Source organism: Burkholderia sp. AU45388 (assembly GCF_030481585.1).
In the GTDB taxonomy this organism is placed as follows: Bacteria; Pseudomonadota; Gammaproteobacteria; order Burkholderiales; family Burkholderiaceae; genus Burkholderia; species Burkholderia sola.
The window spans coordinates 347,326-368,570 of the sequence record NZ_JAUJPV010000002.1 but is presented as its reverse complement, the minus strand read 5'-3'; the positions used below and the strand labels follow the sequence as shown (position 1 = coordinate 368,570).

Genomic DNA, 21,245 nt, shown 5'->3' with positions numbered 1-21,245 from the left:
GGCATCGTCGACGGTGCCTGCGCATGCCCCCGTAAAAGCTCACCTTTAGCCGGTTTCAGGCCGTATCGTCACCCGCGGCGGCATTCAGGCCGGCCAGCGTCTCCACCAGAAAATCCACGCACACGCGCACCTTCGCCGACGCCGCGACGCGTTCCGGATACACGGCCCAGATGTTCGCGGGCTGGATCGCGTCCGGCAGCACGCGGCACAGCGCGCCGCGCTCGATCAGCGGCCCGGCCTCCCAGATCGAGCGCAGCACGATCCCGCGCCCGGCCAGCGCCCATTGCACGGCCACCTCGCCGTGATTCGTCGACAGCGCGCCGCCGACCTTCACCGTGGCCGTTTCGCCGCGCACGGTCAGCCGCCATACGCCGAACGGATGATCGCGCTCCTTGATCGCGAGACAGTCGTGCGAGGCCAGATCCGCGAGCGAGCGCGGCGTCCCGCGGCGGGCGAGATAGTCGGGCGACGCGCACAGCACGCGATGGTTCGTGGCAAGGCGGCGCGCGATCAGATGATCGGCAATGTCGTCGCCGATGCGCACGTCGAGGTCGTAGCCTTCGCCGGCCACATCGACGAGCCGGTCGAACAGATCGAGCCGCACGTTCAGTTGCGGATAGCGCGCGCTGAAGTCGAGCAGCGCCGGCGCGACGACGTGCCGGCCGAAGCCGAAGCTGCTCGACATGCGCAGCGTGCCGCGCGGCACCGTGCGCGTGGTCGACACGTCCTCGACGAGATGATCGACGTCGTCGAGAATCTTTTCGGCGCGCGCGAACACGCGTTCGCCGGCCTCGGTGACCGTCATCCGGCGTGTCGAGCGGTGCAGCAGGCGCGTGCCGAGTTGCGTCTCGAGCATCGCGACGCGCTTGCTGACATACGCGGGCGACACCGCGAGTTGCTCGGCGGCCGCGCTGAAGCTCGCGAGGCGGACGACCAGGCTGAACACGCGCAGGTCGTCGAGGTTCGGCGATTTATTCACGATTCGTGGAAAGTCGATTAACTTTTGAGCGATTTTAATCCAGATGGAAATAAATAGAATGTCGTGACGGGCCGCCGCCTTCCCGGCAGCCGGCCAACCAGCCAAGGAGATTTGCATGACCGACAGGACTTACAGGATTGCCGTGATCCCCGGCGACGGCATCGGCCGCGAAGTGATGCCCGAGGGCCTGCGCGCGCTCGCCGCCGTGACCGCGCGCTTCGGCGTGCGCTTCGACTTCGTCGAGATCGACTGGGCGAGCTGCGACTACTACGCGCAACACGGCACGATGATGCCGGACGACTGGAAAGCCCAACTGTCGGGCATGGACGCGATCCTGTTCGGCGCGGTCGGCTGGCCGGCGACGGTGCCCGATCACATTTCGCTGTGGGGCTCGCTGCTGAAATTCCGCCGCGAATTCGACCAGTACATCAACTTGCGGCCCGCGCGCCTGTTCGACGGCGTGCCGTCGCCGCTCGCCGGCCGCCGCCCGGGCGACATCGATTTCATGATCGTGCGCGAGAACACCGAGGGCGAATATTCGTCGGTCGGCGGCGCAATGTTCGAAGGCACCGAGCGCGAAGTGGTGATGCAGCAGTCGATCTTCACGCGGCACGGCACCGAACGCGTGCTGAAATTCGCGTTCGAGCTCGCGCAGCGTCGCGCGAAGCGCGTCACCGTCGCGACCAAGAGCAACGGCATCGCGATCAGCATGCCGTGGTGGGATGCGCGCGCGGCCGAGATGGCCGAACGCTATCCGGAGATCGCGGTCGACAAGCAGCACATCGACATCCTCTGCGCGCGCTTCGTGCTGCAGCCGGACCGCTTCGACGTCGTCGTCGCGTCGAACCTGTTCGGCGACATCCTGTCGGATCTCGGGCCGGCCTGCACGGGCACCATCGGCATCGCACCGTCGGCGAACCTGAACCCCGACCGCACGTTCCCGTCGCTGTTCGAACCCGTGCACGGTTCGGCGCCCGACATCGCGGGGCAATACATCGCGAATCCGGTCGCGATGATCTGGTCGGCGGCGATGATGCTCGACTTCCTCGGCAACGGCACGGGCCGCGAACGCGACGCGCACGATGCGATCGTCGCGGCGATCGAGGACGTGCTGCGCACCGGGCCGCGTACGCGCGATCTCGGCGGCAACGCCGGCACGCAGGAAGTGGGCGAAGCGATCGCCGCGCGGATCGCGGGTTGAGGGTTGACGGTCGTGCCCGGCGCTCGCGCCGGGCGGCGGGCGCTTCGTGAATCGGTCTGCCGCAAGCGGCGCACGATGCGGTTGCGCACGTTTGCGAACTCCGCTGATGCGGAGGTGGTAAAGTCGATCGGTGAGCAACGACACATCGCAACGCGCACTGCTTGTGCGGTTTTTCGTTGCACGTCGAAAGACGATCCGATCGGTGAGCTGCACGTGTCGCTCGCGCACACCGATCGTCCGCGCATGATCGCTTCGATACGATCAGTGAGATGCATCACGCGGTGAAGCACACCACTGCACGTCGATGTATGCACCGCTTTACCCTTGCGATGTCGCGTCGGCCTGTTCAACGCACACAGTTCGACGCGACATTTCACCTGATCCCGAAAAATCTCACCTTCAGCGGAAGGCTCCCGAATTTTCTCACCATTGAATCGCCTGTGATGCGTTCGCCGATCCCTTGAACGCGCGCGGCTTCACAGCCCGAGGTCGGACAGCCCCGGATGATCGTCGGGACGACGGCCGAGCGGCCAGTGATAAAGACGGTCAGCCTCGCGAATCGGCAGATCGTTGATGCTCGCGTGACGATGCGCCATCAGGCCGTTTTCGTCGAACTCCCAGTTCTCGTTGCCGTACGAACGGAACCAGTTGCCCGCATCGTCATGCCACTCGTATGCAAAGCGCACCGCGATGCGATTGCCGTCGAACGCCCACAGCTCCTTGATCAGCCGGTAATCGAGTTCGCGCGCCCACTTCCGCTGCAGCAGCGCGACGATTTCGTCGCGGCCCGTCACGAATTCCGCGCGATTGCGCCAACGGCTTTGCGGCGTATAGGCGAGCGACACGCGCTGCGGGTCGCGCGTATTCCACCCGTCCTCGGCGGCGCGCACTTTCTGGCGCGCCGTTTCAAGCGTGAAGGGCGGAACGGGCGGACGAACTTCGGGGGAAGCGGACATGGGTTGCTCCTGTTCAGGGTTCTGGCCGCGAACGCACGCAGCCGGTTCGGATTCGCTGCGTCGGCTACCGTGAAACGGTATCGAGCAGCAGTTCAGCCGTCGCGCGCGCATCGCGCGCGGCGTTTGCATCGCCACTGACGAGCGCCACACCGATCGCGCCGTCGATCAATACGAGCCACTGACGCGCGAGGCGCGCGAGCCCGCGGCGCGCGACGCCGGTTTCGTCGGCATAGGCATCGAAGCGCTCGCGCACGAACGCCAGCAGGCGCGCCTTGTGCATGCGGGCGACGACCCGCACGGGATCGTCGGCTTCGGGTATCTCGCCCGACGCATTCAGGAACGCGCAGCCGTGAAAGTCGGGCTGCCCGAACCACTCGCGCAGCACGTCGAACATGCCGAGCAGTTGCGCGCGCGGCGCGTTGCCACGTGCCAGCGTGCCGTCGACGAACCAGCGCATCCAGCGCGCGTCGCGACGTTCTAGCGCGGCGACGACCAGCGCCTCTTTCGATTCGAAATGCGAATAAAAGCTCTTTCGTGCCGCGCCGGATCGCTTGACGATCGCATCGACGCCAGTCGCATGGATGCCGCCCGAATAGATCAGCGCTTCGGCCGCGTCGAGCAGCCGGTCGCGAACGCCCGGTTCGCCGGAGGAGTCGAGAGGTGTGTTCATGGGGTTACGGTAGAACGATCGTTCTCCGCCATCAAGACCCGTGTGAAAAGGCCCTGCCGGCGGGAGGGCTGAATCGTGCCCGAAGCGCTGGTGCGTCGGGTTGTGCCTTCGGCGCGATTCGTGCGGATTGGAGGGTGAACGAATCAGGCAGCGGCCCTGAGCATCAATGGGAGGTTGATCGCGCACCTCGTATCAGTGAGTTGCAACGCCGCATGCGGCTCATGGTTGATGTTCGGGTCGGTACGATTTCGCCTGCGGCGTCGAGCGGACGCTCGCATGCCAAGCGAAGCGGGAAGTACGTGGAAGGAAAGAAGCGGGCGTCGAATGGCGTAACGACGAGAAGCGAAGCGGCTGCCGACAGGTGAAGCGAATCCGCCATTGCACGTCACCTAGGCGGGATCGTGTGACGATTCGGCGCGCGAACACAACTCCCGAATAATCTCACCTCAAGCGTTGAATCACGGGTTTCGACGCTCGACGCTCGACGGTGCGTGTGCGTGTGCGTGTGCGTGCAAACGAAAACGGGGCAGCCGGCAAACGTGCCGCACGGCCCCGTCTTTCTCGATACTCGACTCAGACCGTCCAGTCGAGAATCACCTTGCCGCTTTCTCCGGACAGCATCGCGGCGAAGCCTTGCTCGTAATCGTCGGCCGCGAAGCGATGCGTGATGATGGGCGACAGGTCGAGGCCGCTTTGCAGCATCGCGACCATCTTGTACCAGGTCTCGAACATCTCGCGGCCGTAGATGCCCTTGATCTCGAGCCCCTTGAAGATCACCTGGTTCCAGTCGATCGCCGTCTGCGCGGGCGGGATGCCGAGCAGCGCAACCTTGCCGCCGTGATTCATCGCCTCGAGCAGGCTCGTGAACGCGCTCGGCACGCCCGACATTTCCAGACCGACGTCGAAGCCTTCGGTCATGTGCAGGTCGGCCATCACGTCGCGCAGCGACTCGCGGGCGACGTTGACCGCGCGCGTCGCGCCCATCTTGCGCGCGAGCTCCAGCCGATAGTCGTTGATGTCGGTGATCACGACGTTGCGCGCGCCGACGTGCTTCGCGATCGCGACGGCCATGATGCCGATCGGTCCCGCGCCGGTGATCAGCACGTCTTCGCCGACGAGGTTGAACGACAGCGCCGTGTGCGTCGCGTTGCCGAACGGATCGAAGATCGACGCGAGATCGTCGGAGATCTCCGGCGGAATCTTGAACGCGTTGAACGCCGGAATCGCCAGGTATTCGGCGAACGCGCCTTCGCGGTTCACGCCGACGCCCACCGTGTTGCGGCACAGATGCCGGCGCCCCGCGCGACAGTTGCGGCAGAAACCGCAGGTGATGTGGCCTTCGCCGGACACGCGATCGCCGATCGCGAAGCCGCGCACTTCCTGCCCCATCTCGACGATCTCGCCGACGTATTCGTGACCGACGTGCATCGGCACCGGAATCGTCTTCTGCGCCCAGTCGTCCCACTTCCAGATATGGATGTCGGTGCCGCAGATCGCCGTGCGGCGGATCTTGATCAGCACGTCGTTGTGGCCGACTTCGGGGCGCTTCACGCGCGTGAGCGTGAGGCCGGGGCCGCGTTCGAGCTTTGCCAGTGCTTTCATGGTCGCGCCTCCGTCAGATGATGCCGAGCGACTTGCCGACGCGCACGAACGCGGCGACCGTCTGGTCGATCTGTTCGGGCGTATGCGCGGCGCTCATCTGCGTGCGGATGCGCGCCCGGCCGCGCGGCACGACCGGAAACGAGAAGCCGATCACGTAGACGCCTTCGCCGAGCAGCTTGTCGGCCATGTTCGTCGCGAGCTGCGCGTCGCCGAGCATCACCGGGATGATCGGATGCGCGCCGGGCACGAGCGTGAAGCCGGCTTCGGTCATCTGCTTGCGGAACCGCGCGCCGTTCTCGCGCACGCGTTCGCGCAGCTTCGCGCCTTCGTCGCTGCCGAGCAGTTCGAGCACCTCCAGCGATGCCGCGGCGATGCTCGGCGTGAGCGTGTTCGAGAACAGATACGGACGGGAGCGCTGGCGCAGCAGTTCGATCACCTCGCGACGCGCGGCGACATAGCCGCCCGACGCGCCGCCGAGCGCCTTGCCGAGCGTGCCGGTGATGATGTCGACGCGGCCTTCGACGCCGCAGTGCTCGGGCGTGCCGCGGCCGTGCGTGCCGATGAAGCCGACCGCATGCGAATCGTCGACCATCACGAGCGCGCCGTAGCGATCGGCGAGATCGCAGATGCCTTTCAGATCGGCGATGATGCCGTCCATCGAGAACACGCCGTCGGTGGCGATCAGCTTGTGGCGCGCGCCCGCGGCGTCGGCTTCCTTGAGCTTCGCCTCGAGGTCGGACAGATCGTTGTTCTTGTAGCGCAAACGCTTCGCCTTGCACAGGCGAATGCCGTCGATGATGCTCGCGTGATTCAGTTCGTCGCTGATCACCGCGTCGTTCTCGTCGAGCAGCGTCTCGAACAGCCCGCCGTTCGCGTCGAAGCAGCTCGAATAAAGGATGCTGTCCTCGGTGCCGAGAAATGCGGCCAGCGCGCTTTCCAGTTGCTTGTGGACGGTTTGCGTGCCGCAGATGAACCGCACCGATGCCATGCCGAAGCCGTCCTGGTCGAGGCCGGCCTTCGCCGCGTCGATCAGGCGAGGATCGTTCGCCAGACCCAGATAGTTGTTCGCGCAGAAATTGAGCACGCCGGCGCCGCCGGCAAGCCGTACGGCTGCCGCCTGGGGACTCGCGATCTCGCGCTCGGTCTTGTAAAAACCGTCCGCGCGGATCTGGTCGAGCGTCCCGCGCACCTGGGCGAGAAAGGCATCACGCATCGCAAAGCTCCTGACAGGGTTTCGCATTCCGCGGCGCACGGCTCGTGGCGGCGCAACGGCCTACTACTGTTATAGTCGGTCGTTCGGTTGACCGCATTTATCCGATATTCCGAACTAGAATTCGAAATATCGAACAACTCTAAGCGAACGGAATCCAAATGGCAAGTTCCTCCGAATCGCGGCGCACGCCTGCCGACGCCGCCCCGCAGCCGCCGGCCGCGACCCCGCCGCGCGTCGGCGAGCAGATCCAGCGGCTGCGCAACGAGCGCAAGTTGACGCTCGACGACCTGTCGCGCGCCGCCGGCGTATCGAAATCGATGCTCTCCGAGATCGAACGCGACAAGGCCAACCCGACGATCGCCGTCGCATGGCGGCTGACGAACGCGCTCGGCATCACCCTCGACGAATTGTTCTCGCAGCCGAAGACGCCCGAGGCGATCCGCGTGGATGGCCCGCACGACATTCCGACGCTCGCCGGCCACGACGGCCGTTACCAGTTGCGCGTATGGGGCCCCATCGAACTCGCCGGCAAGTTCGAGTGGTACGAGCTGACGCTGCCGGGGGGCGGCGCACTGGTATCGAACGCGCACGAACCGGGCACGCGGGAGCACCTCACCGTGCTGCAGGGCGCGATGGAAATCGAGGCCGCCGCGGCCAGCCGCCGGCTGAAGGCGGGCGACACCGCGCGCTACCCGGCCGACGAGCCGCATGCGATCCGCAATCCCGGCAAGGCCGAAGCGCGGGCCTTGTTGATCGTGATACATCGCTGACGGCGCGTATAGCTAGCCAAACGGTCAGTCGCAGGCCAGTTGCGGAAAACACTGTATGTTTGTACAGTTATACGGACATTCCGCCATGCATGGGCTGGAGCGGGCGCACCGAGGCGTCTGCCCCGGTCGACAGGAGCCTGCAATGACAGAAGAACAAGATTTGGCCGCGCTCAGCTTCAAGGCTGCCGCGCATGACCTCGAATCGATCGTTCGCCATATCGCCGGGCGCTACATCCGTCAGCGCGTGCCGCTGACGTGGCGCCTGCTGCATGCGATCGAAGCCGAAGCGCTCGCCGATCTCGGCTTTGCCAGCCGGCACGACGCCGGCATGCGTCAACTGTTCGAACGGCCGTCGGACATGACGTTTCCCGAAACGGACGATCCGATCGACTTCGGGCGCTCGAATGCGCTGCCCGCGGTCTTTTCGTTTGCCGTTCTCGCGTACGAAGCCGAGGCAAACGCGCACGACACCGCGCGCGCCGCGCGCCCGCACCGCCAGTCCAAGGCCTGGGGCGACTGACGGCCCGGCCCCGGCCGCCGTGCATGGTGGTCGGTTCACCCGCTTGCTGCCCGATACGTTGCGGAAAAGGGCTACCATATACGCAACTAACGGAATTAATGCCATGTCCCTTCCCGCCTCTCACGACACCGCCTCCTCGCCGGAAGAAAAGGATCTGTTCGACCGCGATCCGTCCGACTGGGTCGCCTCGCCCGAAGCCGCGTTCGACGCGTGGCTGGCCATGCAGGACTATCGCCGCTCGTCGGCCGACGTCTATCGCGCGCAATGGGGCGCGTTTCTCGCGTGGATGCGTGCACATCAAAAGAACCTCGCAACGGTCGATACACCGACCATCGCGAATTTCGTCGGCGAATTGCCGATCAAGAAGACGCAGCGAATGCGCTATCTCCGGCTGATCGAGCGTGTACTCGATCATGTCCGCCGCACCGAATACGCATCGACCAATCCGGCCCGCTTCATTGCTCAGGATGGCGAAGCGAACTGGCGCAAGGCGCGCGACAACGAACCGACCGGTTTTCTCACGCCGGCGGAACGCGCGACGTTGCTCGCGTATCTGTTTTCGCCGATCGGCGTCTCCGGTTCCGCGTACTGGAAAGAGCGCCGCGACCGCGCGCTCGTCGCCGCGTTTCTCGGCGCCGGCATCAAAACCGGCGAAGCACGCGCACTCACGATTAGTTGCATCAATACGAGCGGCACGTCGCTGCGGATCGAGTCGACGCATCCGGATTACTCGCGCGAGACCCATCTGGCTTCGTTCGCGATCGCGTTGCTCGAAGCCTGGCTCACCGAACGCAAACGCCAGGAGATTCCGGGGGAGCTCGTCTTTCCCGCATCGCATGCCGGGCGGCCGATGCACAAGGCGACGATGCTGCGCGCGATCGACGCGATCGTCGAATCGGCCGGGCTCACGTCGTCACGCACGGCGCGCGCCAGCCCGCAAACCTTGCGCAATACCTACGCAGCCGAACTGTTCGAGCACGACGTGCCGCCGGAGCGCGTCGGCAAATGGCTGGGTTTCATGCGGCCGATCTCGTCGAATCGCCTGCATCGCGCGTGGAAAAACTGGCGCGACGGGCTGGCCGACGGCGACGGCAACGGTGACGCGTCCGATCGCGACGAAACTGACTGATCGGGAAACGACTGCTCACGGAAACGATCCGTGAGCAGCCTTGCGTGGCGCAGCCTCACCGTTTCACAGCTCCCGAAAAACCTCACCTCAAGCTTCCCGGATCGTCTCACCAGTGCGGCGCTGCCGACGTCCGGGTCAGGATTGCGCAAAACGCGCGACGGCTTCGAAGCGGGACGGCCATGCGCCCGACGCGTGCTCGCACTCGGGGCACGCGACTTCAAAACCCTCATTGCCATGTGACAGTTCCGGTTCGCCGTCGCAACGCGGGCACCGGGTCGGCGCCGGAATCTCGTGATCCAGAGAAGTGCCGATCGCGGCATACGCGTTGGCATCGAGTCGTCCCGCTTCGGCCGGACGCCGCATCAGCGCGGCGATTTCCGGATTCATTCCGCGGTTCGCGCGCAACGAATTCGCGTCGCGCGTGGCGCGCTCCAGTTCGTCGCTCTGGGTACGCAACTGTTCTTCGAGCCGGTCGGCACGCGCCTTGGCCGAACTCAACTGCTGCAGGAAATCGAACTCCTTGCGCTGGACGTCGCGCAACCCGCTCTGGTAGGTCGACGCCATGCTGCGCAACGAATCCAGTTCGACCAGCATCGGCTTGACGCGGCGTTCGGCTTCGGCCACCGCATCCTTGATCTGCTGCGCGTAATGCTCGGTGCGCTGCTGCAATTCGGCTTGCAGCGCATCGATGCGGTCGCGTAGCGCGGCGTTCTGGGCCTGTTCGGCGTCGATCCGGCCGGCAGCCGCGGCCAATTCCTTTTCCAGTCGAGCGACTGTGGTGAGCAACGTGGCTTCGCTTGCCGAACCGTGGGTAGTCTGGGACGCAAGCTGAACCTCGAGTTCGGTTACCCGCACCTGTAATTGCTCGTTTCTCGCTTCACCGCGCGCGAGCGCGCCTTCGAGCGTTTCCTGACGAACGGTTGCGTCGCGCAACCGCTGTTCCGCGTCGGCCATGTCGGCGCGCACCCGTTCGCGGTCCCCATCGAGGCTGTCGCGCGCAGCTTTCAATGCTTCTTCATAGAGTGCGCCGAGTAACGCGCCGGCCTTTTCCTCGACGGCTTTCGGGATCGCCGCGCCGTCGAGCCGGATCTTGGAGGCGGAACGGATGCGTTCCCAGAAGTGGTCGATGTCTTTCGGGATGTCGCTGGCGCTGCCGGTCTGGGTGAGATCGCGGACGTTGGCGGCCGACGGCCGGATGCCGAGATCGAAGAACAAGCGCTTGCACGCATGCAGCGACAATTCCTGACGCCGTGCACCGCTTGCGCGCAGCGATTCCAGTTCTTCCCGAATGACTTGCCGCATTTCGTCCAGGGTCATGGCCATGCTCACAAACAATGAAGTGTGGCAATCATAACGAAATACGTATCCATTGATACTTCTTTAGAGGGTTCGTTGCGAATTTACGTCGTTTTGCACAGAAACTGGATCCGCAAGCCCATCCCGTTGAAGGTGACCCGGAATTCCGTGAAACAAAGCGAAGAATGTCTGCCAAGCCTTTGTACTACAAGGGATTCCCAGCGAACCCCGATTTAGGGCATTTGTTTCACATGACGGCGGATCCGATTGCCTGTGGGGTGTTCTAGGGTTGGGGTGTCTGTGGAAAACTCGTCAGCCGATGTCTTGAGAGTATTAGAAGTAAACACCCTTGAACCCTTAGTTAAAAACGTTAACGCCACGGCACAGCCTTATGGTGCAAGGCTTTCCGGCCGACAAGGTGAAGTTTTACGGGAGCCAAGGTGATCTTCTGCGGGAGCTGACGTGATGGGGTTCAGGGAACTGCGTGAGCTGTTGCAGGAAGGGTCGTGAGCGGATTCGGGATCACAGTAAAACACACGTTTTTCCACAGGTGAGGGTTTTCGGGGCCGCACGGCCACGGAACCCGCGGTGTGCCTGACTGCACAGTTTTCTGCCTGTGCAGACATAGGTGAGGATTTGCAGGACCTGCTTCGCGCCCCGCTTCTGCCCATCTTTTGGGCAGATTTGGCGAAAGGTGAGGTTTCACGGGACTCCACGGGAATTTGCTGTGAGGATTTCCGGGAAGCGAACGTCATTTTGCACAGCAAAAGTGCTTTCCGGCGCCTGTGATGCCCCAAAGGTGAGGTTTTTCGGGAGGGAAATCCGGGTTTTCCTGCTCCGATCCCCTTAAGGTGAGCTTTTTCGGGGCATCGATCACAGGCGGCGATCTGCTTCGAAGGTGAGGCTTTCCAGGAGACGTATTTGCTTAAAAAATGGTCAAAGGTGAGGTTTTTCGGGGCCTGTGAGCCGCCGAATTCGCCGAAAAGCCCGCCAGGACTGGCAGAAATCTCGTTTTTGCTGTGCCATTTTTTGGCACAGGTGAGAATTTTCGGGAGCAGAAATCCGATTGTCGTATGAAGGATTCCAGTCGAAAGGTGAGGCTTTTCGGGAGATTCCCGCGAGGCACAGCCAAATGCCTTCTATGCATAAGTATCGGAAGGGATTGGGATTTTTGATACCGCGCCGGTTACGGTGAGGTTTTTCGGGAGTCATTTCCGGCCCCGCTGCTGTGCCGCATTTTCTCTATAAGGTGAGCGTTTTCGGGAGTCGTCGGTAGCCAGTCCCGCGTGTGTCGGGCGTTCGTCGGCGTCTGGACGAATCCGCATGCTGTGCCAAAGGTGAGTATTTTCGGGACCGGATACGATTCGCCGCTGTACAATGCGCGCCCGGGCTGGTCAGGCACCTGCTGATCGGGCGGGCACGAGCGGGTTTCGACGGCGGCTTTTTACGTGCCGAAGCCGAGCCGAACTTCCCCCGGGCCGCGCCTGTACATGCATACAGGCAGATGGGCGACGCTGCGGGGGCGGACAGTGAGGTGCAATCGCGACCCTGTGTCGAACTCACGGTTGCGCAGTCGTAAAATTACGACAAATCGAAAGGTGAGCCGATACGGGAGCCGATTTCGCACGTGTCGTGCACAGGTGAAATTCTGTGAATCGGCGTATGCCGCGGCACGTCTGGACGAGTCCGGAACGCCGTACGGGCGGACGGGTGAGCGTTTCCGGGAGCGGTTCGGGTGAGTGCCGTTTTGCCAGCGCGCTTCACCGGCTATGGTGAGCATGTCGTTCTGGACGCACATCACCGCAGGCGCTATCCTTCCGGGAAACTTCTCCTCCGACCCGACGTATGGCCACGACGAAGCGCGCCAAGAAAACCGATGTGGATGTGGTGAGTGCCAGTTCAGCCGAATTGCGAAAGGCCGTCGAGGCGATCGCCATTCAGCCGAAGAGCGGCAAGATCACGCTCCTCACTCGCAAGCTGTTCAATGTCCTGCTGGCCGTCGCGCAGCAGGCCGACGACTCGGGCGACACGTATCGCGCGCTGCTGTCGGACATCGTCGCCAACTCCGCTTTCGATTCGAACGACACCGCGCTGGTGAAGGAACACCTGCGCCGCATGGTATCGGTGCAGGTCGAATGGAGCACCGGGACGTCGAGCCAGAAGCCGGGCCGCAAGTGGGGGATCTCCACGCTGATCGCCGATGCGGAAATTCTCGAGGATCCGACCACCCGTCGCGTGTGGGTCGAATTCTCGTTCGCGCCGAAGATCAAGAAGAAGCTGCTCGACCCGGTCCAGTATGCGCGCCTGAGTCTGCAGTTCCAGAGCCAGCTGCGTAGCAGCGCCGGTCTCGCGCTGTACGAAATCTGCGTGCGCTACCTGACGAACCCGAGCCATCTGACGATGCGTGAGCCGTGGGAATGGTGGCGGCCGATCCTGTCGGGCACGCCCGACACGGAAGCCGGCGACGAAGCGAAGCGCGAGTACAAGTATTTCAAGCGCGATTACCTGCGCCCCGCGATCGCGGAAGTCAACGCGGTCACCAACATCTTCGTCGAGCTGATCGAGCACCGCGAAGGGCGCCGGGTGGCCGAGATCCAGTTCCGCGTGACCGAGCGCAAGCAGCCGATGCTCGCGCTCGACGAACACCCGAACGTGTTCGACAGTACGCTGGTCGACCGAATGGTGAAGCTCGGGATCCCGTTGAAGGAAGCGCAGACGCTCTATGCGGACAGCGAGGAGAACCGGATTCGCGCCGCGTTGCAGATGACCGAACAGCGGATGCGCAGCACGACGCTACCGCCGGTGCGCAGCGCGCCGGCGCTGTTCAAGGATGCGCTGAAGAAGGGTTATGCGCCGCCGGTCGACTCGGTCGACGCGCTGCCGGCCGGCACGCCGTCCACGAAGGTCGCGGCTGCGCAGCCGGACGATCTGAAGGCGCGCCTGTTGAGCGAGTTCGCGGCGTTCCGCCGCAAGGAAGCGAAGGTGCTGTACGAAGAGCAGGGCGACGCGGAGCGCGAAGTCGCGCGCGAGTCGTTCGAGTCGGAGGCATTGCCGACGATGGGCTCGCACCTGCGCGAGGACTGGCGCAAGCGCGGCCTCGATTCCAAGCTGGCCGAGACGGCCTTTTTCGACTGGCTGGCCCAGAAGACCTGGGGCGAGCCCACGGACGGCGACCTGCTGTCGTTCACGCTGAATCAGTCACGGGCCGCTTGAAGCCCGCTCAGGCCCGCTGACGGGCCGCCGCCGGTCTCCACCCCTGGTCGGGTGCGGCCGGCGCCCTGGTCAGGCCCTGCCGGCCGTCTTCCTCACTCCGACAACAGCATCCGCTCCAGCTGCTCGAGGATCGCGTCGCGCTTGTCCTTCGGGAGGCCACGCAGACGCAGTTCGATGCGGTCTTCGCCATACGACTTCAGGTCGCCGACCGACTTGCCGCCAAGCTTGATCTCGAGACGCTGCGCATAGCGCTGACGGCCCGCCGTCTTCGGCGTCTCCTGCGCGGCGACGCGACCCTTGACGATGTCGGACACCTGGCGCGTGCTGAGATCGTCCGACACGATCTTGTTGATCAGCCGCAGCGTTGCCTCGGTGCCGCGCGCATTGTGATAGCGGCCGACCTGATACGCCATGTTCGATCCGAAGCGATCGGGGCGCGCGACCATTTCCTGCATGATCGCTTCCGGCAGCTTGCCGATCGACAACGCGACGGCCACCGTCGACTCGTCGAGGCCGAGATGCTCGGAGAGTTCTTTCTGGCTCTGGAAATGCTTGTCGTCGAGGAAGCGGCGCCACACGACGGCGTTGTCGAACACCGTCTGCGAATCGCGTTGAACGTTGAGGTCGTAGCCGAGCTTGTAGCTCTGGATGCCGATCGGCACGTCGATCACGATCGCCTTGACCGACTCCTTGTTCGCTTCCTTCAGCGCCCGCACGCGGCGGCCGCCATCGCTGACGAAGTACGTGCCCGGATTGTCGTAATCCGGAATCACGTGGATGGCCTGCTGCTGGCCCTGCTTCGCGAGGTTGACCGCGAGTTCGGCAATCGACGATTTCAGATAGAAGTGCCGCGGGTTGAACGGACTGTGCTTGATCGCCTTCAGCGGCAACTCGATCACCTGCCCCGGCGCATAGCGATTCTCGAGGCGCCACGCGCGATATTGCGGCGATTCGTCGATCGACGGATCGATCGTGAATTCCGGAGCAGGCGGCGGCGCGATGTCCTTCTTCGCGGATTTGGTCGGCGCCGTGGTAGGCGTCTCGGACTTGACGATACCGTCGATCGCATTGAGCCGATCAAGCGCCGTGCGCTTCTCGCTCGTCGTGATATCCGGGCGCGCTTGGAATCCTTTGGCAAATTGGGAAGGTTTCATGTGACTCCTTTATGCGCATAAAGTCAGGGCAGCATGGCGACGATTTCGTCGGCGCATGCGCGAATTTCGGCGGCGGCCAGCTTGCCGCCGCGATCGTTCATTTGCAGCACGGTCTGACCGAGCGCCATCGCCTGCTTGTACGCTTCCCGAGTCGGAATCTGCGTCTTCAGCAGCGGGAAGCCGAGTTCCTCGAGCGCACGCTTGAGCTCGCGGGTCAGCATGCGCTTCTCTTCGGTCTTGTTCAGCAGGAACACCGCGCGGAGGTCTTCGTTCATCACCTGCGCTTGCTGAATCAGTTTGACCAGCCCGACGCTCGACCAGTAATCGGCTGGCGACGACGACGTCGGAATCACGGCAATCGATGCGGCCAGCAGGACGACGCCGGAGACTTTCTCGGTGATCGACGGCGGGCAGTCCACGACGATGATGTCGTAGTCGTTGATGAACTTCTTGATCTCGCGATGGATCTGGCCGTCGGCTTCGGCCAGGTTGACGACCGGAAACGGGATACCGTTGTCGCTGTCGCCGGATGCGCTCGACCAGTGAACCAACGTGTTTTGACGGTCTGCGTCGATGACGAGGACGCGCTTCCCTTTTTCATGGAATGCGGCGCCGAGATGCATGGCAATCGTGCTTTTGCCGACGCCACCTTTTTGTTGAGTGACTGCAATGATTTCCGCGGCCAATTTTCACTCCTGTTTTGGTCGTGGGAATTCTACAGGACGATATTTGAATTTCAATGAAATTGTCGTGCAACGACTACGCGTTGGCCATTTGGACTATCGGTTTATGCGCATAAACGAGCGGAGATGATGGGTGGCGGTTCGGGCGGTGTGGTGAAGATCGCGAGGCGGCTGCGGCGGGAGCGACAGGCTGATCGATGGATGGACCTTCGCGTGCTGCAGCATCGGATGGCTGTCCGTCGCAGAGATGTCTCGGTGCGCTGCCCTTTCGCTGGACGGGGCTGCGTTGCCGAAGAGTCGGGGAATTTGTGCGCATAAACCTCGCGGAGACTGCGGCGGTCGCCTTCATCGCCAGAGTGCCCGGCATTCGGAAGCGAGAGGCGTGAGCTCCGAGTGCGTGTCGGATGCGTGTCCATGAGCTCCCCCGTTAAGCCGACGCACGTGCGTCGAGGCAACACGCTGCCTGGTCGCAGTGTTTATGCGCATAAAGCAGGCGCGATGATCGCCCGCGATGAAGCGCCGCAGGTTGAGACATCGCCAGGGTCAGGCGCGCGATGGTGTCGTGACGGGACAGCCTATGGATAACAACGATCCCCACGGTCCTCTCGCATCGAAATACGCCCCCCGCAGAGTCGCGCGGCCCCTTGCTCGACGATCACGCGCTTTATGCGCATAAAGCAGCCGCCTCGCGTCGCCATCCCGCTTCCGTTTCCGAGGCAGCCCGTCATGAAGCATCAACTGATCCGATCCAGTTCGCAGCCTCGCGCAGCATCCCCCAGTTTATGCGCATAAACACAGCACTTTGAAGCGTCTCCCTGGACGCGCCCCTATCCCGATCACGGCGCATCGGTCAACCGAACCGTCTCCGCGACCTGTCGAAAGGAGCCCGCCCCGATCTCGCTTGAACCACCTGCCGCCCAGCCCCTCCATGCAGACTGGCTACAATACAGGGCTCCTCCATCCAGCCCTTGAATGATGATCACGATCTACCACAATCCACGATGCTCGAAGTCCCGCGAGACGCTCGCGTTGGTCGAGTCGCTGAATACGGCCGGCGCGCCGCTGAACGTCGTCGAGTACGTGAAGACGCCGCCAACGGCCGAGGAAGTGGAAACGCTACATCGGCAGCTCGGCCGCCCGGTTCGCGACATGCTGCGAGACGGCGAGGAGCCGTACAAGACATTGAATCTGGCTCGCGCGGATTTGAGCGACGCCGAAGCCTACGCGGCGATCGCCGCTCATCCGATCCTGCTGCAACGCCCTATCGTCGTATATCGCGGCAAGGCGGCGATCGGTCGCCCGCCTGAATCGGTGAAAGCGTTGTTCGAATAATTCTTGTCGGGCGTATTTTTCTTATTGCATCAGCGCTACCGGGTCGGGCCCGGCACACGCAATGGCAATCCAGGCCGACGCGACCGCCAGGCTGCACGCGCTAGCGGCCGGCGGAACGATACCTCGGCACCCTGGCGCCTAGCCGCCGCCGGACAATCCATCATCATCGCCCGGTTCCCGCCCCGCCGCCGCTTTCGCGGCCGTCCGCAGCAGCGCGATCTGTCCGCGATACGCGCGGCATCCGCTGCAGGTCGGCAGATGCACACGCACCTGCAGGCGCTCGTGCAGCGTCAGATGCCGATCGAGCTCGTCCGACAGCAGTCGTGTCACGTCAGTACATTTCCCCGGCAGCATCTTCGGTCGTCAGTCCTTTTTCGCTCAGGCAGGTTCGCAGGCGCGTGCGCGCCCGGTACAGCAGCACGCTGCAATGATTCGTCGTCAGCGTCAATTCGCTGCAGATGTCCACAATCTCGACATCGAGGAATTCGCGCATCATGAACACGCGTCCGATCTGCTCCGGCAGATGGTCGAGGCAGACCTGGAACAGCGTCCAGAACTGCTGTTGCTGCAACAGCGTTTCGGGCTTCGGCCAGGGTCGCGGTTTCGCATGCGCGGCCCAGTGCCCGTTGTCCTTGAACAGTTCGCGATCGAGCACCGATTCGCCGTCGAGTTCCGCATCGAGCGCGGTCAGGCTCACCGTCCGCTGGCGCGCGCGCAGCACGTCGATCAGCTTGTTGCGCAGGATCCCGAATACCCAGGTCTTGTGGGCGGATAGCCCCGCGAACTCGCCGGCATGCGACCACGCGGCGGCCAGCGCTTCCTGCACGGCGTCTTCGGCCGCGTCGGCGTCGCGGAGCTGGAGCCGCGCGAAGCGCAGCAGGTCGCGCCGCAGTTGCGCGAGATAAGCGGGATCGTCGTGTGCGGACGGCATGGGTGGGTGGCGGTGTCTCGAAACGACCGCGCGTGCGTCACGGGAGCGGGCGCGTCGCGGTGCGAGCAGCTTACTGGGCGCGGTCCGCGCCTGCAACGGAATGTTCCGTCACGCATTCAAGGAACCGGCCGCCGTGCTGCGCTATGCTTGCCGAACCCCGTTTCGCGCGACGGCCATGCCGTGCGGCGGGCAATGTGTAACGTCCGAACATAACGGTCGAGTTATCCACAATTTCTGTGGAAAACCTTGTGGAAAGTCGGCCGGACGGCCCCGTGGGACGGCTCGCGGGCTGGCTTGCCTATAAATAGACCTTTGTCGCCCATTCGGAAGCAATCGATCCGATTCCTCACTCACCGGAAGGAGAATGCCATGTCCTATCGTATTGCGGTCGTCGTCGGCAGCCTGCGTCGCGCGTCGACGAACCGCGCGCTCGCGCACGCCGTGATCTCGCTCGCCCCCGCCGATTTTTCGTTCGAGTTCGTCGAGATCGGCGAGTTGCCGCTGTACAGCCAGGACTACGACGCGGATTTCCCGGAAGTCGCGAAGCGCTTCAAGCAGTCGATCGAAGCCGCCGACGCGCTGCTGTTCGTCACGCCCGAGTACAACCGGTCGATTCCGGGCGTGCTGAAGAATGCGCTCGACTGGGGCTCGCGCCCGTGGGGTTCGAATTCGTGGTCGGGCAAGCCGGGCGCGGTGCTCGGCACGTCGCCGGGCGCGGTGGGTACCGCGCTCGCGCAGCAGCACCTGCGCAACGTGCTCGCTTACCTCGACGTGAAGACGCTCGGTCAGCCCGAGATGTTCATTAAGCACGACCCGGCGCGCATCGACGACCAGGGGCAGATCGTCAGCGAGGACACCCGCAAGTTCCTGCAGGGCTTCGTCGATCGCTACGCGAGCTGGGTGCGCCTGCTGAAATCGGCGTGACGTCGTCGGCCTGATCGCGGCGCCCGTTCACGCGATCGCGCCGGCGCCGCCCCGCACACCGCGGGTCACGCGCCGGCGTGTCGTGTGTCGCGCGCTTCGCGGATGCCCAGCAGAATCTCGTCGAGCAGCGCGATGTCGAACGGCTTCGACAGCACGCGGACGTTGACGGTGCGCGTGCGGTCGAGCTCCTCCGCGTAACCCGTGACGAGAATCACGGGCAGCTTTCCCGGCCGCTTTTCGATCGCTTCGGCCAGGTCGATGCCGTTCAGGCGGCCCGGCATGTGGATGTCCGAAATCACGAGGTCGAACGCGTCGTTCGCGGCGGCGCCTTCGATCAGGCGCAATGCGTCGTCGGCAGTGGGCGCATAGGTCACGCGATGACCGAGCAGCGACAACAGCGCTTCCGTGCCGGCCGCGACTTCGCCGTTGTCCTCGACGAGCAGCACGTGCAGGCCGGCGAGTGCGCCGTTACCCGCACCGTGCGCGACGGCCGCCGGCCGCGCGACGACATCCTCGGCACGCGCGCGCGGCAGGTACAGACGCACCGACGTACCGGCGCCGACCGCGCTGTCGATCGTTGCAAGGCCGCCCGAGCGTTCGCAGAACGCGAACACCTGCGGCAGGCCGAGCCCCGTCCCCATCCCCTGCGCCTTCGTCGTGAACAGCGGTTCGAAGGCGCGCGCGAGCACGTCGGGCGCCATGCCCGAACCCGTGTCGTCGAGCGAGATCTGCACGAAATCGCCGGTCAGCGGGAAGCCGTCCTCGCGGCGCAGCGTGAGGTTGCGCGCGCCGACCGTGAAGCGTCCGCCGGTCGCCATCGCGTCGCGCGCGTTGACCGCGAGGTTGATCACCGCGAGCTCGAGCTCCGCGACGTCGACGCGGACCGGCCAGACGCCCGGCTCGATCGCGACGACCAGCGACGACTTCGACCCGAGCGACGTCTTCAGCAGCTCGCGACACGTGCCGAGCCATTGCCCGATGTCGATCGTTTCGTTGTGCAGCGGCTGCTTGCGCGCGACGCCGAGCAACTGGCGCGTGAGCGACTGCCCGTTCTTCAGCGCGCGTTCGATCGCGCCGAGCTCCTTGTCGAGATGCTGGACGCCGCGCCGCCGCGCGATCTGCACGTTGCTCGAGATGATCATCAGCAGGTTGTTGAAATCGTGCGCGACGCTGCCCACGAGATTGCCGAGCGCCTGCATCTTGCGCGACTGCCGGTACGCCGATTCGATCGAGCGCCGCATCGACGCTTCCGCCTGCCAGCGGTCCCACGCCTCCTCTTCCGCCTTCAGCCGCTTGAGCGACAGCCAGATCACGGACCACAGCGCGACCGACGGCGCGAACATCGAGATGAACAGCACGCTCAGGTGTTCGTACCATTCATGCCAGATCGCCGACGTGCGATATGCGCACGTCACGTAGACGGGATAGCTGCCGACCTGGCGATACGCGACGATCTCGCTGCTCGTGCCGTCGTGGCCCACGCGCACGATGCCGGCGCGCGGATCGTTGTGCGCGTTGCCGAACGTGAGCGAGCGATCGGTGTGCGCCAGCGACGGCGGCGGCGGGTACGATGCGATCACCGCGCCGTCCGAGCGCGCGAGCGCCATCGTCATCGGCGTGCTCGCGCCGCCGAGCAGGTCGCGGTAGAACGCGTTGAAATACGACGATTTCAGCGCGATCGACACCATGCCGGCGAACGACCCGTCGCTATGGCGTCGCGCGACGCCCGTGTTGAATACGGGGATGTTCTCGAGCTTGAGCGGCCCCATCATCAGCTTCGAGATATGTTCGATGACCTTGCCGTCGCGGATGCCGGCGAAGTCGTCGCGGTTCGCGATCGACGCATACGGCGCCGGGTAGTAGAGGCTGTTGGCGAGCAGCATCCCGCTCGCGCCGAAGATCGACACGGCGGCCACTTGCGGATAGCCGCCGCCGATCGTGTTCAGCGCCTCGTGGATGTCCGATTCCCTGCTGCGCACGGTCGCGTCGTCCATGTCCTGCACGAGATCGACGATGCGCGCATCGAGCGTTTCGCTCAGGTCGAACACCTTGAGCGCGTGCTCCTCGGCCACGCGCACCGTGCGCATCGTCACGTCGCTCGCGGCGGCCTCGCGCGCCTTCAGGTCGTTGTACGCCATCACCACCACGTAGATGCACGGCAGCACGATCGCCGCGACGAGCAGCACGATCAGCGTCACGCGGCGCACCGCGAAATCGTGCTCGGGTGCGCCGGACGCGTAGCTGCCGTCGTCCTGCCAGTCGTCGGCGGGCGGGGGCGCGGGAGTGCGGGAGTCGGCAGGCCGTTCGGACGTCATCGAGGAAAGCGGGTGAGGCAGAGGTATTTGCCATCATAAACGAGTTGCCACGGGCCGCCGCGCGGCGCCGTACGTGCGCGATCCTGGGGCCCGTACAGGCGCGCTCCTGCCGTATATGACAGCGGTAAACCGTCAGATTGAAAACGCGACGAATCCGGCAGCGCAAACGTACACAAGGAAAAATTTTGCGTACTTATCTCGAAAATGGTCGAGGCTGTTTTCGGAATCGCGTTCGATCGGACCAATTCTGTTCGAAATGGTGAAAATGGCGAGTTGCATTGCCTCCGGTTTACTCCGAGAATCGCGCCTTGCTTTCCCTATGACAGATACATGCGCCCGCCGGCGATTGCCGCGCGG

18 protein-coding genes are annotated in these 21,245 nt (G+C 64.1%); 7 read left to right on the top strand and 11 right to left on the bottom strand.

All coding sequences use genetic code 11. The annotated features are described in order from the left end of the window. Window positions 1–55 precede the first annotated feature (55 nt). Window positions 56–979 carry a LysR substrate-binding domain-containing protein gene (locus QZM72_RS05545; protein WP_089470915.1) on the bottom strand — a complete coding sequence of 308 codons (924 nt, stop codon included), beginning with the start codon at window positions 977–979 and terminating at the stop codon, window positions 56–58. 115 nt (window positions 980–1,094) lie between these two features. On the opposite strand from QZM72_RS05545, the gene QZM72_RS05540 reads away from it, so the two are divergent. Then, window positions 1,095–2,180 carry a tartrate dehydrogenase gene (locus tag QZM72_RS05540; RefSeq protein WP_301737431.1) on the top strand — a complete coding sequence of 362 codons (1,086 nt, stop codon included), beginning with the start codon at window positions 1,095–1,097 and terminating at the stop codon, window positions 2,178–2,180. A 476-nt stretch (window positions 2,181–2,656) separates the two neighbouring features. Here the strand turns inward: QZM72_RS05540 and QZM72_RS05535 are convergent, their stop codons facing one another. From QZM72_RS05535 to QZM72_RS05520, 4 genes are all read right to left on the bottom strand, one after another. Then, window positions 2,657–3,136 carry a nuclear transport factor 2 family protein gene (locus QZM72_RS05535; RefSeq protein WP_050013484.1) on the bottom strand — a complete coding sequence of 160 codons (480 nt, stop codon included), beginning with the start codon at window positions 3,134–3,136 and terminating at the stop codon, window positions 2,657–2,659. Between the two features lie 64 nt (window positions 3,137–3,200). Then, entirely contained in the window at window positions 3,201–3,806 is a 606-nt protein-coding gene (locus tag QZM72_RS05530) for a TetR/AcrR family transcriptional regulator (RefSeq protein WP_301737430.1), read from the bottom strand. 573 nt (window positions 3,807–4,379) lie between these two features. Further along, window positions 4,380–5,408, bottom strand: a complete 1,029-nt coding sequence (gene tdh / locus QZM72_RS05525; protein WP_006480187.1) for an L-threonine 3-dehydrogenase — start codon at window positions 5,406–5,408, stop codon at window positions 4,380–4,382. A 13-nt stretch (window positions 5,409–5,421) separates the two neighbouring features. Continuing rightward, complete coding sequence (locus tag QZM72_RS05520; protein ID WP_301737429.1) at window positions 5,422–6,621, bottom strand: glycine C-acetyltransferase; 1,200 nt, start codon at window positions 6,619–6,621, stop codon at window positions 5,422–5,424. Window positions 6,622–6,779: 158 nt separating this feature from the next. Between QZM72_RS05520 and QZM72_RS05515 the strand changes: the two genes are divergently transcribed. The 3 genes from QZM72_RS05515 (at window position 6,780) to QZM72_RS05505 (ending at window position 9,040) form a co-directional block, all read left to right on the top strand. Next, complete coding sequence (locus QZM72_RS05515) at window positions 6,780–7,391, top strand: helix-turn-helix domain-containing protein (RefSeq protein ID WP_301737428.1); 612 nt, start codon at window positions 6,780–6,782, stop codon at window positions 7,389–7,391. A gap of 142 nt (window positions 7,392–7,533) precedes the next feature. Further along, a complete protein-coding gene (locus QZM72_RS05510) occupies window positions 7,534–7,911 on the top strand; it encodes a DUF2471 family protein (protein WP_089470909.1) in 378 nt (125 codons plus the stop codon). A 103-nt stretch (window positions 7,912–8,014) separates the two neighbouring features. Continuing rightward, entirely contained in the window at window positions 8,015–9,040 is a 1,026-nt protein-coding gene (locus QZM72_RS05505; protein WP_301737427.1) for a tyrosine-type recombinase/integrase, read from the top strand. A gap of 135 nt (window positions 9,041–9,175) precedes the next feature. On the opposite strand, the gene QZM72_RS05500 is transcribed toward QZM72_RS05505, so the two are convergent. Further along, complete coding sequence (locus QZM72_RS05500; RefSeq protein ID WP_301737426.1) at window positions 9,176–10,357, bottom strand: DNA-binding protein; 1,182 nt, start codon at window positions 10,355–10,357, stop codon at window positions 9,176–9,178. A 1,824-nt stretch (window positions 10,358–12,181) separates the two neighbouring features. On the opposite strand from QZM72_RS05500, the gene QZM72_RS05495 reads away from it, so the two are divergent. Further along, window positions 12,182–13,549 (top strand): replication initiation protein, encoded by a 1,368-nt coding sequence (locus tag QZM72_RS05495; protein WP_301737425.1) that lies wholly within the window; start codon window positions 12,182–12,184, stop codon window positions 13,547–13,549. 92 nt (window positions 13,550–13,641) lie between these two features. Here QZM72_RS05495 and QZM72_RS05490 read toward each other — a convergent pair whose 3' ends face one another. Next, window positions 13,642–14,703 (bottom strand): ParB/RepB/Spo0J family partition protein, encoded by a 1,062-nt coding sequence (locus QZM72_RS05490; RefSeq protein WP_301737424.1) that lies wholly within the window; start codon window positions 14,701–14,703, stop codon window positions 13,642–13,644. 23 nt (window positions 14,704–14,726) lie between these two features. Beyond that, on the bottom strand, window positions 14,727–15,389 hold the full coding sequence (gene parA, locus QZM72_RS05485; RefSeq protein WP_006480195.1) for a ParA family partition ATPase: 663 nt from the start codon (window positions 15,387–15,389) through the stop codon (window positions 14,727–14,729). A gap of 972 nt (window positions 15,390–16,361) precedes the next feature. Between parA and arsC the strand changes: the two genes are divergently transcribed. Further along, window positions 16,362–16,718: an arsenate reductase (glutaredoxin) gene (gene arsC, locus QZM72_RS05480; protein ID WP_301737712.1), complete on the top strand. Its 357-nt coding sequence runs from the start codon at window positions 16,362–16,364 to the stop codon at window positions 16,716–16,718. A 138-nt stretch (window positions 16,719–16,856) separates the two neighbouring features. Here the strand turns inward: arsC and QZM72_RS05475 are convergent, their stop codons facing one another. Further along, on the bottom strand, window positions 16,857–17,072 hold the full coding sequence (locus QZM72_RS05475; RefSeq protein WP_301737423.1) for a zf-HC2 domain-containing protein: 216 nt from the start codon (window positions 17,070–17,072) through the stop codon (window positions 16,857–16,859). Next, window positions 17,050–17,649, bottom strand: a complete 600-nt coding sequence (locus tag QZM72_RS05470) for an RNA polymerase factor sigma-70 (protein WP_301737422.1) — start codon at window positions 17,647–17,649, stop codon at window positions 17,050–17,052. The genes QZM72_RS05475 and QZM72_RS05470 overlap by 23 nt, the downstream gene beginning before the upstream one ends. Before the next feature lie 369 nt (window positions 17,650–18,018). On the opposite strand from QZM72_RS05470, the gene QZM72_RS05465 reads away from it, so the two are divergent. Continuing rightward, window positions 18,019–18,573 carry an NADPH-dependent FMN reductase gene (locus tag QZM72_RS05465; RefSeq protein WP_006480199.1) on the top strand — a complete coding sequence of 185 codons (555 nt, stop codon included), beginning with the start codon at window positions 18,019–18,021 and terminating at the stop codon, window positions 18,571–18,573. A 65-nt stretch (window positions 18,574–18,638) separates the two neighbouring features. Here the strand turns inward: QZM72_RS05465 and QZM72_RS05460 are convergent, their stop codons facing one another. Then, window positions 18,639–20,888 carry a hybrid sensor histidine kinase/response regulator gene (locus QZM72_RS05460; protein WP_089470902.1) on the bottom strand — a complete coding sequence of 750 codons (2,250 nt, stop codon included), beginning with the start codon at window positions 20,886–20,888 and terminating at the stop codon, window positions 18,639–18,641. Between the last annotated feature and the right edge of the window lie 357 nt (window positions 20,889–21,245).

Coding starts and splice junctions, on each gene's coding strand:
- arsC (WP_301737712.1), top strand. CDS start 16,362: ATGATCACGATCTACCACAATCCACGATGCTCGAAGTCCCGCGAGACG.
- QZM72_RS05510 (WP_089470909.1), top strand. CDS start 7,534: ATGACAGAAGAACAAGATTTGGCCGCGCTCAGCTTCAAGGCTGCCGCG.
- QZM72_RS05535 (WP_050013484.1), bottom strand. CDS start 3,136: ATGTCCGCTTCCCCCGAAGTTCGTCCGCCCGTTCCGCCCTTCACGCTT.
- QZM72_RS05475 (WP_301737423.1), bottom strand. CDS start 17,072: ATGCTGCCGGGGAAATGTACTGACGTGACACGACTGCTGTCGGACGAG.
- QZM72_RS05490 (WP_301737424.1), bottom strand. CDS start 14,703: ATGAAACCTTCCCAATTTGCCAAAGGATTCCAAGCGCGCCCGGATATC.
- QZM72_RS05465 (WP_006480199.1), top strand. CDS start 18,019: ATGTCCTATCGTATTGCGGTCGTCGTCGGCAGCCTGCGTCGCGCGTCG.
- QZM72_RS05500 (WP_301737426.1), bottom strand. CDS start 10,357: ATGACCCTGGACGAAATGCGGCAAGTCATTCGGGAAGAACTGGAATCG.
- QZM72_RS05460 (WP_089470902.1), bottom strand. CDS start 20,888: ATGACGTCCGAACGGCCTGCCGACTCCCGCACTCCCGCGCCCCCGCCC.
- QZM72_RS05470 (WP_301737422.1), bottom strand. CDS start 17,649: ATGCCGTCCGCACACGACGATCCCGCTTATCTCGCGCAACTGCGGCGC.
- QZM72_RS05505 (WP_301737427.1), top strand. CDS start 8,015: ATGTCCCTTCCCGCCTCTCACGACACCGCCTCCTCGCCGGAAGAAAAG.
- QZM72_RS05530 (WP_301737430.1), bottom strand. CDS start 3,806: ATGAACACACCTCTCGACTCCTCCGGCGAACCGGGCGTTCGCGACCGG.
- QZM72_RS05540 (WP_301737431.1), top strand. CDS start 1,095: ATGACCGACAGGACTTACAGGATTGCCGTGATCCCCGGCGACGGCATC.
- QZM72_RS05520 (WP_301737429.1), bottom strand. CDS start 6,621: ATGCGTGATGCCTTTCTCGCCCAGGTGCGCGGGACGCTCGACCAGATC.
- QZM72_RS05515 (WP_301737428.1), top strand. CDS start 6,780: ATGGCAAGTTCCTCCGAATCGCGGCGCACGCCTGCCGACGCCGCCCCG.
- tdh (WP_006480187.1), bottom strand. CDS start 5,408: ATGAAAGCACTGGCAAAGCTCGAACGCGGCCCCGGCCTCACGCTCACG.
- QZM72_RS05495 (WP_301737425.1), top strand. CDS start 12,182: ATGGCCACGACGAAGCGCGCCAAGAAAACCGATGTGGATGTGGTGAGT.